Genomic DNA, 14,581 nt, shown 5'->3' on the forward strand with positions numbered 1-14,581 from the left:
GGAACACCGTGCACCGGCACATCCTGTATTTCCGAGTTGAGGGTGTTCTCGACTGGTGCTCGGCGGTGGGGGCGTGGCGGGCGACACGATCATGCGCTGGCGAAATAGGACAGATTCTGACCTACCGGGTTCCTAAGTTGGTCTGCATGAACGCTGACATCATTCCCTTCCGGATCGATATCCCGCAGGGCGAGCTCGATGATCTGCGTGACCGGCTGGCCCGCACCCGATCGCCATACCCGGTCCCCGGCACCGGCGCGGACTGGGACCGTGGCATTTCCCCGGACTACCTGCGCGAGCTGGCTACCTATTGGGCCGACGGTTTCGATTGGCGCGCCCACGAAGCCGAACTGAACCGCTACCCGCAGTTCATCACCGAGATCGACGGGCAGCGGATTCACTTCCTGCATCTGCGCTCACCCGAACCGGGCGCGACCCCGCTGTTGCTCAACCACAGCTACCCGACCTCGTTTGTCGAGTTCCTCGCCGCGAGCGGGCCTTTGACCGATCCGCGCGCCCACGGCGGCGACCCGGCCGACGCGTTCCATCTGGTCATCCCGTCACTGCCCGGCTTCGTCTTCTCGAGTCCGCTGTCGGCACGCGGCTGGAACATGGAGCGGACCGCGCTCGCCTTCGGAGAGCTGATGACCCGCCTCGGTTACGAACGTTTCGGCGTCGAGGGCGGCGACCTTGGTGCCGGGGTGACCGGCCGGGTTGCGACACTGCTGCCCGAGCGGGCCATCGGCGCCCACACCCACGGTGACCGGCTCCAGGTCGGCATGGTCGGGGAGGACCTGCCGGTTCCCGCCGGCCTGGATGCTGACGAACTCGAGCAGCTCGAACAAGCGCAATACCGCTGGTCGCAGATGAAGGGCTACAAGTTCCTGCACTCCACCGAGCCCAATGCCCTGTCGGCGGGCTTGGCCGACTCGCCGATCCTGCAGTTGGCCTGGATCGCAGAGAAGTTCGTGGAGTGGGCGAACCCGGCGACACCGATCAGCCGAGACAACGTCCTGATCACCGCGAGCCTGTACTGGTTCACTCGCACCGGACCCGCGGCGGCCGACTTCTACTGGGAGATAGCCCACGCCGGGAACCCCGGCTGGGGCGATACCTCCGTTGTGCCGCAAGGCCAGTCACTGTTCTACAGCGACCCTTTCGTGCGCAGGCTCCTCGGCGCCGGCGACAACGTCGCCTTCTTCCGTGAGCACTCCGAGGGCGGGCATTTCCCCGCTTTCGAGGTCCCCGATCTGTTCGCCGACGACATCCGCACCTTCTTCCGCCAACTCCGCGGCTGAACACCAAAGCCCACCCGAAGCTGCGTCCGGGCCTGCTCATGACGCTGCATACCGAGCAACGAGACCGAGACACCGGCCGCTTTGTCGTGTCTGGTCCAGGCGGTCGCCTTGATCTGGTTGGCTTGCGCATGAAAGGGGCTGGCTACCGCCCTCGCACCGTACCGACACCGCGCAGGAGGATCGCATGGCTACGCGACACAGCGGCGAAATGAAATGGTTCGACACCACCAAGAGGTATGGCCTCATCAAACAGCACGGGAGCGGTGTCGAAATCTACTGCCATATCGACCAATTCCCCTCTGACACTCAACCATTCGACGTCCGTCAGGGCATGCCAGTGACGTTCGAGGTGCTCAACGGCGACGCCAGTCGCGGACCAATGGCTACCAACATCATGTTCGGAGATGCGTAGGAGTCACGACCGCCGCTGAGCGCTCGGCCGTCGGGCTCGGGCCAGCACCACGGCGAACGCACCAAACTAGTCGATATACAGGATCGTTTGAACCCGCCAGTATCGAGAATCGAACGATTTCGCGGCGACACCAGGTGGATGTCGAGCGGACCGAGATGCGCTCTAGGACTTCACCGGCCGTACCAGCAGGCGCGCCGGGCCAGCGGTGGTGTGGTCGGGAGGTGACTATCCCGACCTGTACTACCGGCGGTGGGCGATAGGCCCGATGAGCAGGGGCTGGTCCAGCATGTCTGCGGTGAACGACACTCCGGTGACCTTCGCCGCCAGGGCGAAGGCCCTCGGCACGCCGGTGCTGAGGCTGATGTCCCAGGCGTCGGAATTGCTCTCGGGTTCATCCTCATCGGCGTCATAAATGTAGTCATCGTCGGTCATGTCCAGCTCCATGCCCAGCTCGCGCATGTAGTCGTTGAGCCGGTCGGGCTCGCTACCCCAACGGATATGCGGGTACCACAGTCGGTGGCCGGTCACGATCGTGCCGCCGATCGCGTACTCGAGGCTGTGCACGGCGTAGTCGTGTCGGGTGATCGCCAGGACCTCACAGTCTCGCGATAGCTCCGCCAGCGTCTTGTGGTCAGTCACCGACCACCCGCACGGTTCGATGGCCACGCTCCAGGCACCGGCCCGAAACACGCCCACGTAACCGCCGCCTTCCCCGCCGCCGGTCTTGCCGTTGAGCTCTTCGAAATCCGACTCCTGGCCGGCGGCGCCACCGTTGCTGAAGCGGCGCACCACCTCCGACGGGTCCAGGTTTCGGAAGAAGCCGACGCTGAAGATCACGCCCAGCGGGCCCGCTTGGCTCTCGGATGCGTTGAGCCACTGAAATGGGGCCAGGGGATCGGTTGTCGCCATATGGGTCATGGTGGCAGAGCACACCGACAACCATTCGATCGTCCGGATGCTTGATCACTGTCCTCAGCGCGGACTTCCCGTCGCCATCCGGGACCGCCCGAAGCACTGAACTGCCGCGTGGCGGGCGACTCGATCAGGCCACGCGGCACGACCAAGAATCAACGGGCGGAGATCATCTCGGCATCGCGGACTGGGGACCGGACGGCGGCTGCACCCGGATACCGACCCGAAACCCACTGTCTGACAATCCAATCGATGACACGACAAAGGCCCGCCGTGCGCGGGCCTTTCGTAGAGTGCAGGCATGTGGTTGCTCAAGGGGATGGTCTGCGCGGTGCTCGGAGCAATCCTGCTGTCGGTCGCAGCGATTGCTGCTTTCGGTTTTGCGAGTGCCCATCCGGAATGTGCCCAGATTCCCCAGGATGTCGCCCCCTGCGATTTCTGGCCGAGGGTCGAATACATCGCTCCCTTTGTCGGGCTGTGGGGAACTGTCGTGGGCACACCCATCGTCGCGATCGCGCTGCTGGTCGCGGTCGGGGTGACCCGTCTTGCGAACAATGTGTTGGACGTCGAGGAGCGGACCGGGCGGATGGAAGACTAGGCAAGACGTTCTGGTTCGCACTCATTCATGCAGACTTCAGTCAGGACGAGTGAGCGATAATCACCGTAAGGTGTTAGATCAGCAGGGCTCCCATGCGGACGCGGTTCCTGGCTGGGATCGGTACTGCCAGGACGCCGGTGCCGACGACGCTGGTCTGTGGGCCGAGGGTCTCGGGTGAGACGGACAGCCTGGGTGCGGCGCCTTCCACGCCGACGTCCCATTCGGCAGGTGGTTCCTGGGGAGTGACGTTCAGTTTGGCCGCGGGCAGTGCCTCGCGGCCGAAACGCCGGCGCAGGGCGTTCACGTCGTGCTCGCCGACAGTGCGCGGAGGTGGTGTGCGGTGGCCTCTGCCGTGGTCGTTTGCTTCGAGCCAAGCACGTAAGGCTTCGCGAGTCGGTGCCGACCCGAGCGCATCGGCCTGGTAGAACATGACCTCGCCATCGACTGCCATGTACCAGTCATCGTCTCCCTCCGGCATGGCACCGCCTACCGCGCAATGGATGCGGACTGCGCCGTCCTCGGCCACACACCAGTGGCTCCAGAAGTCCTGCTCGCAAATTTGCTCGTAGAAATGCGCCGCCCCGAACCGTTTGCTCAACTCGGCGCAACGCTTGTCCGGCTCATCACTGGGCTGCCAGTCGGCCAGCACCAGTGTCCAACCGTCCAGCGCCGGAGTAACGAACACCTCGCAATAGCTGTAGGGGTTCCCCCAACCGTCGTGATAGACGTTGAGATCGGTGTACAGATTGGCCGGCCGCCTGCCCTGTTTCGGGTCGCGCTCTTGGTCGAGCCACGCGCCGAATCCCATGCGGAGAGTCGCAGGAATCGGATCGCATAGCCCGAACGCGTCCAGCACCGCCGCCTGATCGGTGGTGGGCAATGCGTACCAGCCCTTGCTCAGAAGAACCGGTTCGGGCACCTCTGTTGCCTGTTTCATCCGGAGCAACCGGTATACCAATGCCAGGTCGGCCGGATCGAGTTGCTGCCAGCCGAATTCGGCCAGCAGCGCCAGTGCCACACCGCGGACTCGTGAGGGACGCTTGCGCACCTCGCGCAGCACACCGAGTATGCCTGGACCCCCGCGGGCCAGCTTGAAATACGCTTCCCGCCGAACCCATTCGGTCGAACTGCCCAACAGCGCTACCAGCGCTGCCACGTGGCAACACCGGCGCGCGTCCGCGCCTTCAGGCTCCCACCCCCAGTGCTGAATACCCGGCTCGTGCTCGATCGCGGCTGGGAACTCGGGGAGTTCGGTCCCGGCGGGCAGACCGAGAATCACGCCCAGCCGATCCCGAAATCCGTCGTCACCGGCCCGCGCGAACTGGTCCCACAGAGTCTCGAAAGCGGTCCAGGGGTATCGCAATGTTTGCAGCGCCGCCGTGGCGTCAGGCCAGGCGTAGGCGTATTCCTCCTCGCCCAGGACGCGGCTGGCGACCTGGACATGGCCAAATAACTGCTCCCAGTTGCGCCAATCCATCACCTCCCGCACCTGTCGCCGCACCGCCGGATCTCGATCAACCAGCAACAGACCGAATTCCGTGGCACCCATCACTCCGAAACTCACACCCGCACTGTAACTTCGAGCACCGACGAGCCCGTAGCAGCTCGGTAGTGACGCTATGAAGACCTACCCGTCCGCCGGACCGCTCGAGGCTACTGACACCACGCCAGCGCGGTTGGCTGGCCGATCAACTGTTTAGCGGTGATCGGGGCGGGGATACCCCACGAGACAGATCGCAATATTGTGGCAGGATGGTTTGATCGACCTGCCCAGCATCAGATTCGAAACGGTCTCTTCACAGAGGAGTTCGCACGATGAGCGAGGCACATTTCACCACTGACGATGCCGGAATCCCGGTACCCAGTGACGAGCATTCACTCACCGTCGGCCCCGACGGTCCCATTCTTCTGCACGACGCCTATCTCATCGAGAAGATGGCGCAGTTCAACCGCGAACGGGTACCCGAACGTCAACCACACGCCAAAGGCGGCGGTGCCTTCGGCGAATTCGAGGTCACCGAAGACGTCAGCGCCTACACCTGCGCCGATGTCTTCCAACCCGGCCGCAAGACCGAGGTCCTGGCCCGTTTCTCCACCGTCGCGGGGGAGCGTGGCAGCCCCGACACCTGGCGCGACCCGCGCGGATTCGCCCTGAAGTTCTACACCCGCGAGGGCAACTTCGACATGGTCGGAAACAACACTCCGGTGTTCTTCGTCCGCGACCCGATGAAGTTTCAGGACTTCATCCGCTCGCAGAAACGCCGCGCCGACAACAATCTGCGCGACCACGACATGCAGTGGGATTTCTGGACCCTGTCACCGGAATCCGCGCACCAGGTTACCTGGCTGATGGGTGATCGCGGCATCCCGCGCACCTGGCGGCATATGAACGGCTACTCCAGCCACACCTATCTGTGGAACAACTCCGCGGGCGATCGCTTCTGGGTGAAATACCATTTCAAGACCGACCAGGGCATCGAATTCTTCACCCAGGACGAAGCCGATCAAATGGCCGCGATCGACACCGATTACCACACCCGCGACCTGTTCGAGCACATCGCCGACGGCAAACACCCCAGCTGGACGCTGCACATGCAGATCATGCCGTTCGACGACGCCAAGACATACCGTTTCAACCCCTTCGACCTGACCAAGGTGTGGCCGCACGCCGACTACCCGCTGATCCCGGTCGGCAAGCTCACCCTGAACCGCAACCCGGTCGATTACCACACCGAAATCGAACAATCCGCCTTCGAGCCCAGCAACGCCGTCCGCGGGACCGGCCCCAGCCCCGACAAGATGCTGCTCGGCCGCTGGTTCTCCTACCCGGACGCACACCGGCACCGCATCGGCGCCAACTACAAACTGCTGCCGGTCAATTCACCACACGCCGCACCGGTCCGCTCGTACTCCAAAGACGGCGCCATGCGCTACACCAATGTCGCCGACCCGGTGTACGTCCCGAACTCCAAGGGCGGCCCACACGCCGACCCAGCCGTCTCCGGGCCACCGATCGGCTGGCACACCGACGGCGAAATGGTCCGCACCGCCTACACGCTGCGCACCGAGGACGACGACTGGGGCCAGCCACGCACCATGATCCGCGACGTTCTCGACGACGCCGCCCGCACCCGCCTCGTCGACAACGTCGCAGGCCATCTCCGCAACGGCGTCACCGAGCCGGTGCTGAAACGCGCGTTCGAATACTGGGCCAATATCGACACCGAGATCGGTTCGCGGATCGAGTCGACGGTACGGGCCAAGCAGGACGAGCTGGACCCGAAGGCCGAGCAGCAATCCAATCCCGCACGCTCATCGGCCCAGCGGAAAGCCTGAGTTATGACGTAGACCTCCTTCCACGGGGTCTCTGGGTCGAATCGTTGTGAACCTGAGCGGTGCGTGTTGCTCGCAGCCCCACGGAACTACATGACATGGCTGTAATGTCGAAGATGTGCAGCGACGAATTATGGGGATCGAGACCGAGTTCGGTGTGACATGCACCTTTCACGGTCACCGTCGGCTGTCCCCCGACGAGGTGGCCCGGTACCTTTTCCGCCGGGTGGTGTCCTGGGGCAGGAGCTCTAATGTGTTCCTGCGCAACGGGGCTCGGTTGTACCTCGATGTGGGTTCGCATCCGGAGTACGCCACGGCAGAGTGCGACAGCCTGCATCAGCTGGTCACCCATGACCGCGCCGGTGAGCGCGTGCTCGAGGAGCTGCTGATCGATGCCGAGCAGCGGCTGGCCGAGGAGGGTATCGGCGGCGATATCTACCTGTTCAAGAACAACACCGACTCCGCGGGCAACTCCTACGGCTGCCACGAGAACTTCCTCGTGGTGCGGGCCGGCGAGTTCTCCCGGATCTCGGATGTGCTGCTGCCGTTCCTGGTGACGCGCCAATTGATCTGCGGCGCGGGCAAAGTGCTGCAGACGCCGAAGGCCGCGACCTTCTGCTTGTCGCAGCGCGCCGAGCACATCTGGGAGGGCGTCTCCTCGGCGACCACCCGCTCGCGCCCGATCATCAACACCCGCGACGAGCCGCACGCCGACGCCGAGAAGTACCGCCGGCTGCACGTCATCGTGGGCGACTCGAACATGTCCGAGACCACCACCATGCTCAAGGTCGGCACGGCGGCGCTGGTGCTGGAGATGATCGAGGCCGGCGTCTCGTTCCGGGACTTCGCCCTGGACAATCCGATTCGCGCGATCCGCGAGGTCAGCCACGACATGACCGGGCGGCGCCCGGTGCGGCTGGCGGGCGGGCGGCAGGCCAGCGCCCTCGACATCCAGCGCGAGTACTACCAGCGCGCCGTCGAGCACCTGCGCAACCGGGACCGCGACCCGCAGATCGACCAGGTCGTGGACCTGTGGGGCCGCACCCTGGACGCGGTCGAGGCCCAGGACTTCGCCAAGGTCGACACCGAGATCGACTGGGTGATCAAGCGCAAGCTGTTCCAGCGCTACCAGGACCGCTACAGCATGGAGCTGTCCGACCCGAAGATCGCCCAGCTGGACCTGGCCTATCACGACATCAAGCGCGGCCGCGGCGTCTTCGACCTGCTGCAACGCAAGGGCCTGGCCAAGCGGATCACCGAGGACGAGGCCGTGGACGCCGCGGTGGACACCCCGCCGCAGACCACCCGCGCCAAGCTCCGCGGCGATTTCATCACCGCCGCGCAAGAGGCGGGCCGCGACTTCACCGTCGACTGGGTGCATCTGAAGCTGAACGACCAGGCCCAGCGCACCGTGCTGTGCAAGGACCCGTTCCGTTCGGTGGACGAGCGCGTCGATCGGCTGATTGCCTCGATGTAGCCGCCGGTTCCTGGGTATACCGACCCCATGGAACTGAAAGAGCTACTCGATATCGAACGCCAAGGGTGGGACGCGCTGTGTGCCGGCACCGGCGCGTCCTTCTACGGCGAACTCATGACCGACGACGCGGTGATGGTGCTGGCCAACGGCATGATCCTGGACCGCGCCGGCGTGGTCGATTCCCTGCGCGCCGCGCCGCCGTGGCGGACCTACGAGATCGAAGATCCCCGGCTCGTCGACGTCGGCGGTGACGGCAAAGTGCTCGTCTACACCGGCGTCGCCTACCGGGACGGGGCCGAACCGGCTTTCCGCGGCATCATGTCCAGCACCTACGTGCTGACGAAGGCGGGCTGGCGGCTGGCCTGCTACCAGCAGACCGAGATTCGTTAACCGAAATCCATGGTGACTCATAAGGTCCCGCTGCGATGCTCCCTCGATGGGAGGACGAACTGTTTACACCATCGTCGGGGGCGCCACCGTAGTAGTCGCGCTCGCTAGCGCCATCGGATGCGGTACGGAGAAGCCTGGAATCGCGAAACCATCGGAATCCACGGTGACGGCTACCCCGACGACCACGCGAGCTCCGACGACGAGCCGCACCACCACGCCCCGGCGAACGACCACCTCGGCCCCGTCCACGCTGCCGCCGGCCGCGGACGGCACGAACGTGGCCGCCTGCGCGGACGGCACCTGCGAAGTCGAGGTCACCGGCCCGACCACCATCCCGATCCCGGGCTCCACCCTCGCCGTGCTCGCCATCACCGGTGACGCGCTGACCATCCTGGCGAAGTCGACGACGATCCGGGCCGATGCGGGGGACACCATCCGGGTGAGCGGCGTGGTCGTGAAACCGGTGGCGATCGTCGGCGGCTCCGCGGTGCTGAGCTTGACCAAGGCCTAGGACTGCGGCCGCGGATGGTCCGCCGCGGCGAGCTGGTGCCCGGATTTCTTCGGCGCCGGCGGCGACTCGACGTCGACGGCGTAACGCACCAGCACCCGTCCGTGCGGTCTGGATTCGACTCCGAGGCAACGCAATCGGGTCGGCCGCGCGGTGCGTTCCAGATCCGGCGCGGTGAACATCATCGACGTGCGGGTGCCGCCGACCGCGATCGGGACGATCTCGGTCTCGATCTCGTCGATCAGCCCGGCCCGCAGCAACGCCCCGCCCAGCCGCGCGCCGCCGGTCGCCACCACGGTGTCCACACCGAACCGGGCGCGCAGCACCTTCAGCGCCGCGGCCAGGTCGACGTGCCGCCGCCCGACCACCAGATACGGAATCTGCTCGCGCCGCAGATACGCCAGGTACCGCAGCGGCGTCGCCACCGCGACCAGCACCAGCAGGTGCCATCCGGCCATCTCCTCGCCCGGAAACTCCTTGTAGGTCCAGCGCACCCGCCCGCGGCTGTCGGGTACCACGAACCAGCCGGCGCTCGCCTTCGCCCGCACCTCGGCGGGTAGGTAGTCGCTGCCGAGCAGCTGCGGCGACAGCTGGGTGGCGGGCAGCGGCGCGGGCCGCTGATCGTCGGTCACCAGCGACCCGCTGCCTTCCAGCAGTACCTGCGGCTGATGCCGGTGCAGAATGTCGAGGTAGCCGTCCCCGCCGGTGGGCCAGCGATCGTCCAGCATCAGCAAGCTACGCGGCGAAACCGCGAGCCTGCCGTCCACCGAGACGACATTGTGGGTAATCACTCGAGGCCGTTGCATCATCGCCTCCCATCCACTGACCGGATACCCGGCACCGGCGGGGCGAACCGGCTGGCCCGCTGCGGATTACCCGTCCGCGAGATAACGCTCGACGGTCGCCACCTTCGAGGTCATGCCATCGGTGACACCCGGCCGGATATCGGCCTTGAGCACCAGACTGCACCGCGGTGCGACGGCCAGCACCGCGTCGCTGGCCTGCTTGACGACCGCCATCACCTCGTCCCATTCGCCTTCCACCGTGGTGAACATGGCATCGGTGCGGTTCGGCAGGCCGCTGGCGCGCACGATCCGCACCGCCTCGGCAACGGCCTGGCCGACATCGACACCGGTGCCGAGCGGGGTGACGGAGAAGGCGACGATCATGGCTCCATCATGCTCGATCTGTGCGCCGCCGCGCGTGCCGCGCCCCCGGGCTATTACGCTCTACCGGGTGGCGATATCCAAGGTCGAGCGGCTGATGAATCTGGTCATCGCGCTGTTGTCGACCCGGCAGTTCTTGACCGCGGAGCGGATCCGGGACAGCGTCGCGGGGTACGAGGAGTCCGCGAGCGACGAGGCGTTCAGCCGAATGTTCGAGCGCGACAAGAACGAACTGCGTGACCTGGGCATTCCGCTGGAAATCGGGCCGGTGAGCCGGTATTCGAGCGTCGAAGGGTACCGGATCAACCGGGACGCCTACGAGCTGCCCGAGATCGATCTCAGCGACGAGGAAGCGGCGGCGGTCGCGGTCGCGGTGCAGATGTGGGAGTCCCCGGAGCTGGCGGCGGCGGCCGAGGGCGCGCTGCTGAAGCTGCGCGCGGCGGGCATTCACGTCGAAGCCGACGTCGCGGTGACCGCGCCCGCGGTGCCCGCGCGCACGCGCGGTTCCGAACCCGTGCTCGGCAAGTTGCTCGCGGCGATCGATGCCGGGCAGGCGGTGCGGTTCGAGCATCGCGGCGCGGTGAACGCGCCGTACCTGATGCGTGACGTCGAGCCGTGGGGTGTGGTCACCCGGCACGGCCGCTGGTATCTGGTCGGGCACGACCGGGACCGCGCGGACGTCCGCAGCTTCCGGCTGTCCCGCATCGGCGACGAGGTGACGCCGTACGGACCGCTCAACACCGTGCGCAAACCCGACGAGGTGGATCTGCGCGAGATCGTGGACCGTGTCACCAGCAACACCCCGGTCAGCGGATCGGCGACGGTGTGGGTGGCCGACGGCCGCGGGCAGGAGATCCGCCGGCTCGGCCAGGTGCTGGAGGAGCGGGCCATCGGCGAGCGCGGCGGCATGGTGGTGCAGGTGCCGATCCGGTCGCGAGATTGGCTGGCGCGCTTGATCACCGGGCTCGGTCCGGACGCGCTGGTGCTCGCGCCCGAAGATCTCCGCGCCGACGTGGTCGCGCGGCTGCGCTCGGTGTTCGATCGGACGGAGGTCGCGCTGTCGTGAGTACGAGTTCCCGGCTCTCGGTGCGGCTTTCGCGGCTGCTCAACATGATCCCGTACTTCATCGCCAATCCCGGCATCAGCGCCGCGGACGCGGCCGCCGATCTGGGCGTCACCACCAAACAGCTGATGAGCGACCTGAATCAGCTGTGGATGTGCGGCCTGCCCGGCTACGGCCCCGGTGATCTCATCGACCTGTCGTTCTCCGAGGAGAGCATCGAGGTCACCTTCTCGGCGGGCATCGACCGGCCGCTGCGGCTGACCTCCACCGAGGCGACCGCGCTGCTGGTCGCGCTGCGCTCGATCGTGGACATGCCCGGCATGGTCGACCCGACGGCCGCGCACGCGGCCATCGCCAAGATCGAAGCGGCGATCACCGGCGGACTGCTGGTGCCCGAGTCCGAGCCGCCGACGGCGGCGTCCGGGCCCGAAGCGGCCGGGAAAGACCCGGTGGCGACCGTGCGCGCCGCGCTCGCCGACAAGCGTGCGGTCCGGATCGTCTACTACTCGGCCAGCCGCGACGTGGTCTCCGAACGCGTCGTCGATCCGATCCGGATCGTGCTCGTCGACAACAACAGCTATCTGCAGGGCTGGTGCCGCCAGGCCGAGGGCGTGCGGCTGTTCCGCTTCGACCGGATCGAAGCGGCCACCGAACTCGGCGAGGCGGCCCGCCCGCCCAGCCACGCCACCGCCGAAGCCGCGGCCCTGGACCTGTTCCAGGACGATCCCGCGGTGCCGCTGGCGCGCCTGCTCGTTCGTCCCGACTACGGCTGGGTACTCGACCAGTACCCGATGCACCGGATGGCGGTGCATCCCGACGGCAGCCTGGAGGCGACGATGCGGTTCGCCACCCTGGACTGGATGGCCCGGCTGCTGCTCGGTTTCGGCTCCGGCGTGACCGTGCTCGGACCGCCGGAACTCGTTGCGGCCGTGCGGGAACGGTCCAACGCCGCGCTAGCCGCCTATGCCGCCGCCGGATACGAGGAGGCCGGCACACCGTGAGCCCGGATCGATTACCCCACCGCGTCCTGGTGCTGGGCGCGGGCAGCGTCGGCGTGTTCGCGGGCGGCAAGCTGGCCGCCGCGGGGGCGGAGGTGACTTTCGTCGGCCGGCCGCGGGTGCTCGACCAGATCGGCGCGACCGGGCTGCGGCTCACCGATCTGGACGGCGGCGATGTCGCGGTCGGCAGCGACCGCTTCGAGGTCGCCACCGAACCGGACGAAGCCGGGTCGGCGGATCTGGTGCTGGTGACCGTGAAATCGGCGGCCACGGCGGAGGCGGTGCGCGGGCTGCTGGGCAAGATCCGGCCGGGCACCGTGGTGCTGAGCCTGCAGAACGGCATCGGCAACGACACGGTCATCCGGGAGATCCTGCCCACCTGCGTGGTGCTGGCCGGGATGGTGATGTTCAACGTCGTGCAGCACCCGCAGGGGCGATTCCATCGCGGCACCGAGGGCGAGATCGCGATCCAGGACGACCCGGCACTCGCCGAATTCCACGACCTGTTCGCCCGGTCCGGGCTGGGCTGGCGCCGCTACCCGCAGCTGCTGCCGGTGCAATGGGCGAAACTGCTGCTGAATCTGAACAACCCGATCAACGCGCTGTCCGGGCGGCCGCTGCGGGAGCAACTCGGCGACCGGAACTACCGCCGCTGTCTGGCGCTGACCCAGCGTGAAGCCCTGGCCGCGATGAACCGGGCGCGGATCCAGCCCGCCCGGCTCACGCCGCTGCCGCCCGCGCTGATGACGCGGCTGCTGACGGTGCCGGACGGGGTCTTCCGGCGGGTCGCGGCCAAGGTCCTCGCCATCGATCCGGTGGCGCGCTCGTCCATGGCCGATGACCTCGCGCTCGGCCGCAAGACCGAGATCTCCTGGCTGTGCGGTGAGATCGTCGGGCTGGGCGCGATGGTCGGCCTGCCGACGCCGGTGAATCAGCGACTCATCGAACTCATCGTCGCGGCCGAGCAAGGCGACAAGCGCACCTGGACCGGAGCCGAACTTCTCGCGCAACTCCAGGCCGCGGCCGCCACCGTGCGTTAACGCCCGGCAAACGCCGATTTACCGGGGCGTTCGAGCGGTGGGGCGCACAAATGCGCCGCTCAAAGTCCGGTAGCATCAGAAACACCACAGTCTTGGGAGGTACACCATGGGCCAGTTCAGCATCTGGCATTGGCTGATTGTCGCAGCCGTCTTCGTGCTGTTCTTCGGCGCGAAGCGGATGCCGGACGCGGCCCGCGGTCTGGGCCGTTCGCTGCGCATCTTCAAGAGCGAGGTCAGCCAGATGCAGAGCGAGGGCAGCTCCTCGACCCCGGCCGCGCAGCCTGCTCCGCAGCAGCTGCCGGCCGCGCAGCCGGCCAACCCGGTCGCGCAGCCGCAGGCGCAGCCCGAGTCGAAGTCGCTGTAAGAGCCGGACGCTCCACCCCGGGTGAGTCGAGCTCGCCCGGTTCCGCGCTGTTCAGACACAGGGGCCGACTACACCTATGCGAATCCCGTTCGATCCCCGGCGCAGCAAGCGCCGGACCAATCCCGACGGCACCATGTCGTTGGTCGAACACCTCCAGGAACTGCGTACGCGGCTGCTGATCTCGCTCGCGGCCATGATGCTCACCACCATCATCGGGTTCCTCTGGTACGCGCATTCGTTCCTCGGTGTGGAAAGCCTCGGTGAGATCCTGCGCGGCCCCTACTGTGCGCTGCCGCCCAGCGCGCGGGCCGCGCTGACGCCCGACGGCGCCTGCCGCCTGCTCGCGACCGCGCCGTTCGAGCAGTTCATGCTCCGGTTGAAGGTCGGTTTCACCGCCGGCGTGGTGCTGGCCGCGCCGGTCTGGCTGTATCAGCTGTGGGCGTTCATCACCCCCGGCCTCTACGCCAAGGAACGCAAGTACGCGGTCGGGTTCGTCACCTCCGGCACCGTGCTCTTCGCCACCGGCGCCGTGCTCGCGTATGTCGTTGTGGCCCATGCCCTGGACTTCCTGCTCACCATCGGCGACAACGTCCAGATCACCGCGCTCAGCGGTACGCAGTACTTCGGATTCATCATCCAGTTGCTGATCATTTTCGGGGTCAGTTTCGAAACGCCGCTGATCGTCATCGGACTCAACCTGATCGGCGTGCTGACCTACGAACGGCTCAAGGCGTGGCGGCGCGGAATCGTGTTCGGGCTGTTCGTGTTCGCGGCCATCGTGACGCCGCAGGATCCGTTCTCGATGCTGGCCCTGGCGCTCGCGCTGACCGTGCTGTTCGAGGTCGCCGTGCAGTTCGCGCGGATCAACGATCGGCGCCGGGCGCGCAAGGAAGAACAGGCCCTCGCCGACGACGAAACCGCCGGCATCGACGAGCCGGAAGCCGTTGCGCCCGCGGAGTCGATCTCCGAACCCGCCGGAAAATCCACGCGACCAGTGTCGGACTACTCCGATACGCTCTGAA

16 protein-coding genes are annotated in these 14,581 nt (G+C 66.7%); 12 read left to right on the forward strand and 4 right to left on the reverse strand.

Features of this window, described 5'->3' with window-relative positions:
• Nucleotides 1-146: 146 nt before the first annotated feature.
• Together AB0M14_RS17190 and AB0M14_RS17195 are read left to right on the forward strand one after the other, a co-directional pair.
• Nucleotides 147-1,298, forward strand: a complete 1,152-nt coding sequence (locus AB0M14_RS17190) for an epoxide hydrolase family protein (RefSeq protein WP_364995361.1) — start codon at nt 147-149, stop codon at nt 1,296-1,298.
• A gap of 184 nt (nt 1,299-1,482) precedes the next feature.
• Nucleotides 1,483-1,710 carry a cold shock domain-containing protein gene (locus AB0M14_RS17195; RefSeq protein WP_364995364.1) on the forward strand — a complete coding sequence of 76 codons (228 nt, stop codon included), beginning with the start codon at nt 1,483-1,485 and terminating at the stop codon, nt 1,708-1,710.
• Between the two features lie 240 nt (nt 1,711-1,950).
• Here AB0M14_RS17195 and AB0M14_RS17200 read toward each other — a convergent pair whose 3' ends face one another.
• Nucleotides 1,951-2,619, reverse strand: a complete 669-nt coding sequence (locus AB0M14_RS17200) for a DUF6461 domain-containing protein (RefSeq protein ID WP_364995366.1) — start codon at nt 2,617-2,619, stop codon at nt 1,951-1,953.
• A gap of 304 nt (nt 2,620-2,923) precedes the next feature.
• Here AB0M14_RS17200 and AB0M14_RS17205 point away from each other — a divergent pair, with 304 nt between their 5' ends.
• Nucleotides 2,924-3,220 carry a hypothetical protein gene (locus tag AB0M14_RS17205; RefSeq protein WP_364995368.1) on the forward strand — a complete coding sequence of 99 codons (297 nt, stop codon included), beginning with the start codon at nt 2,924-2,926 and terminating at the stop codon, nt 3,218-3,220.
• A gap of 73 nt (nt 3,221-3,293) precedes the next feature.
• Here AB0M14_RS17205 and AB0M14_RS17210 read toward each other — a convergent pair whose 3' ends face one another.
• Complete coding sequence (locus AB0M14_RS17210; RefSeq protein ID WP_364995370.1) at nt 3,294-4,784, reverse strand: hypothetical protein; 1,491 nt, start codon at nt 4,782-4,784, stop codon at nt 3,294-3,296.
• 251 nt (nt 4,785-5,035) lie between these two features.
• On the opposite strand from AB0M14_RS17210, the gene AB0M14_RS17215 reads away from it, so the two are divergent.
• From AB0M14_RS17215 to AB0M14_RS17230, 4 genes are all read left to right on the forward strand, one after another.
• Nucleotides 5,036-6,556, forward strand: a complete 1,521-nt coding sequence (locus AB0M14_RS17215) for a catalase (protein ID WP_364995372.1) — start codon at nt 5,036-5,038, stop codon at nt 6,554-6,556.
• Nucleotides 6,557-6,671: 115 nt separating this feature from the next.
• Nucleotides 6,672-8,030, forward strand: a complete 1,359-nt coding sequence (pafA, locus tag AB0M14_RS17220; protein WP_364995375.1) for a Pup--protein ligase — start codon at nt 6,672-6,674, stop codon at nt 8,028-8,030.
• Between the two features lie 27 nt (nt 8,031-8,057).
• Nucleotides 8,058-8,420, forward strand: coding sequence for a nuclear transport factor 2 family protein (locus AB0M14_RS17225; protein ID WP_364995377.1), 363 nt, complete (start codon nt 8,058-8,060; stop codon nt 8,418-8,420).
• A gap of 163 nt (nt 8,421-8,583) precedes the next feature.
• Complete coding sequence (locus tag AB0M14_RS17230; protein WP_364995380.1) at nt 8,584-8,931, forward strand: hypothetical protein; 348 nt, start codon at nt 8,584-8,586, stop codon at nt 8,929-8,931.
• Here the strand turns inward: AB0M14_RS17230 and AB0M14_RS17235 are convergent.
• Complete coding sequence (locus AB0M14_RS17235; protein WP_364995382.1) at nt 8,928-9,734, reverse strand: dihydrofolate reductase family protein; 807 nt, start codon at nt 9,732-9,734, stop codon at nt 8,928-8,930. The genes AB0M14_RS17230 and AB0M14_RS17235 overlap by 4 nt on opposite strands.
• Before the next feature lie 66 nt (nt 9,735-9,800).
• Complete coding sequence (locus AB0M14_RS17240) at nt 9,801-10,097, reverse strand: MTH1187 family thiamine-binding protein (protein WP_364995384.1); 297 nt, start codon at nt 10,095-10,097, stop codon at nt 9,801-9,803.
• Nucleotides 10,098-10,164: 67 nt separating this feature from the next.
• Between AB0M14_RS17240 and AB0M14_RS17245 the strand changes: the two genes are divergently transcribed.
• From AB0M14_RS17245 to tatC, 5 genes are all read left to right on the forward strand, one after another.
• Nucleotides 10,165-11,160 (forward strand): YafY family protein, encoded by a 996-nt coding sequence (locus AB0M14_RS17245; RefSeq protein ID WP_364995388.1) that lies wholly within the window; start codon nt 10,165-10,167, stop codon nt 11,158-11,160.
• Nucleotides 11,157-12,158, forward strand: a complete 1,002-nt coding sequence (locus tag AB0M14_RS17250; RefSeq protein WP_364995390.1) for a YafY family protein — start codon at nt 11,157-11,159, stop codon at nt 12,156-12,158. The genes AB0M14_RS17245 and AB0M14_RS17250 overlap by 4 nt, the downstream gene beginning before the upstream one ends.
• Entirely contained in the window at nt 12,155-13,195 is a 1,041-nt protein-coding gene (locus AB0M14_RS17255; protein ID WP_364995393.1) for a 2-dehydropantoate 2-reductase, read from the forward strand. Before AB0M14_RS17250 ends, AB0M14_RS17255 begins: the two co-directional genes overlap by 4 nt.
• 106 nt (nt 13,196-13,301) lie before the next feature.
• Nucleotides 13,302-13,559, forward strand: a complete 258-nt coding sequence (gene tatA / locus AB0M14_RS17260) for a Sec-independent protein translocase subunit TatA (RefSeq protein ID WP_364995396.1) — start codon at nt 13,302-13,304, stop codon at nt 13,557-13,559.
• Nucleotides 13,560-13,635: 76 nt separating this feature from the next.
• A complete protein-coding gene (gene tatC, locus AB0M14_RS17265) occupies nt 13,636-14,580 on the forward strand; it encodes a twin-arginine translocase subunit TatC (protein ID WP_364995398.1) in 945 nt (314 codons plus the stop codon).
• The last annotated feature ends 1 nt before the right edge of the window (nt 14,581 follow it).

Source organism: Nocardia sp. NPDC051832 (assembly GCF_040681285.1).
Classification (GTDB): Bacteria; Actinomycetota; Actinomycetes; order Mycobacteriales; family Mycobacteriaceae; genus Nocardia.

Excerpts from the sequence above, each read along its gene's own strand:
- AB0M14_RS17225 (WP_364995377.1), top strand. The coding sequence starts at position 8,058 with ATGGAACTGAAAGAGCTACTCGATATCGAACGCCAAGGGTGGGACGCG.
- tatC (WP_364995398.1), top strand. The coding sequence starts at position 13,636 with ATGCGAATCCCGTTCGATCCCCGGCGCAGCAAGCGCCGGACCAATCCC.
- AB0M14_RS17240 (WP_364995384.1), bottom strand. The coding sequence starts at position 10,097 with ATGATCGTCGCCTTCTCCGTCACCCCGCTCGGCACCGGTGTCGATGTC.
- AB0M14_RS17235 (WP_364995382.1), bottom strand. The coding sequence starts at position 9,734 with ATGCAACGGCCTCGAGTGATTACCCACAATGTCGTCTCGGTGGACGGC.
- AB0M14_RS17195 (WP_364995364.1), top strand. The coding sequence starts at position 1,483 with ATGGCTACGCGACACAGCGGCGAAATGAAATGGTTCGACACCACCAAG.
- AB0M14_RS17190 (WP_364995361.1), top strand. The coding sequence starts at position 147 with ATGAACGCTGACATCATTCCCTTCCGGATCGATATCCCGCAGGGCGAG.
- AB0M14_RS17215 (WP_364995372.1), top strand. The coding sequence starts at position 5,036 with ATGAGCGAGGCACATTTCACCACTGACGATGCCGGAATCCCGGTACCC.
- AB0M14_RS17200 (WP_364995366.1), bottom strand. The coding sequence starts at position 2,619 with ATGGCGACAACCGATCCCCTGGCCCCATTTCAGTGGCTCAACGCATCC.
- AB0M14_RS17205 (WP_364995368.1), top strand. The coding sequence starts at position 2,924 with ATGTGGTTGCTCAAGGGGATGGTCTGCGCGGTGCTCGGAGCAATCCTG.
- tatA (WP_364995396.1), top strand. The coding sequence starts at position 13,302 with ATGGGCCAGTTCAGCATCTGGCATTGGCTGATTGTCGCAGCCGTCTTC.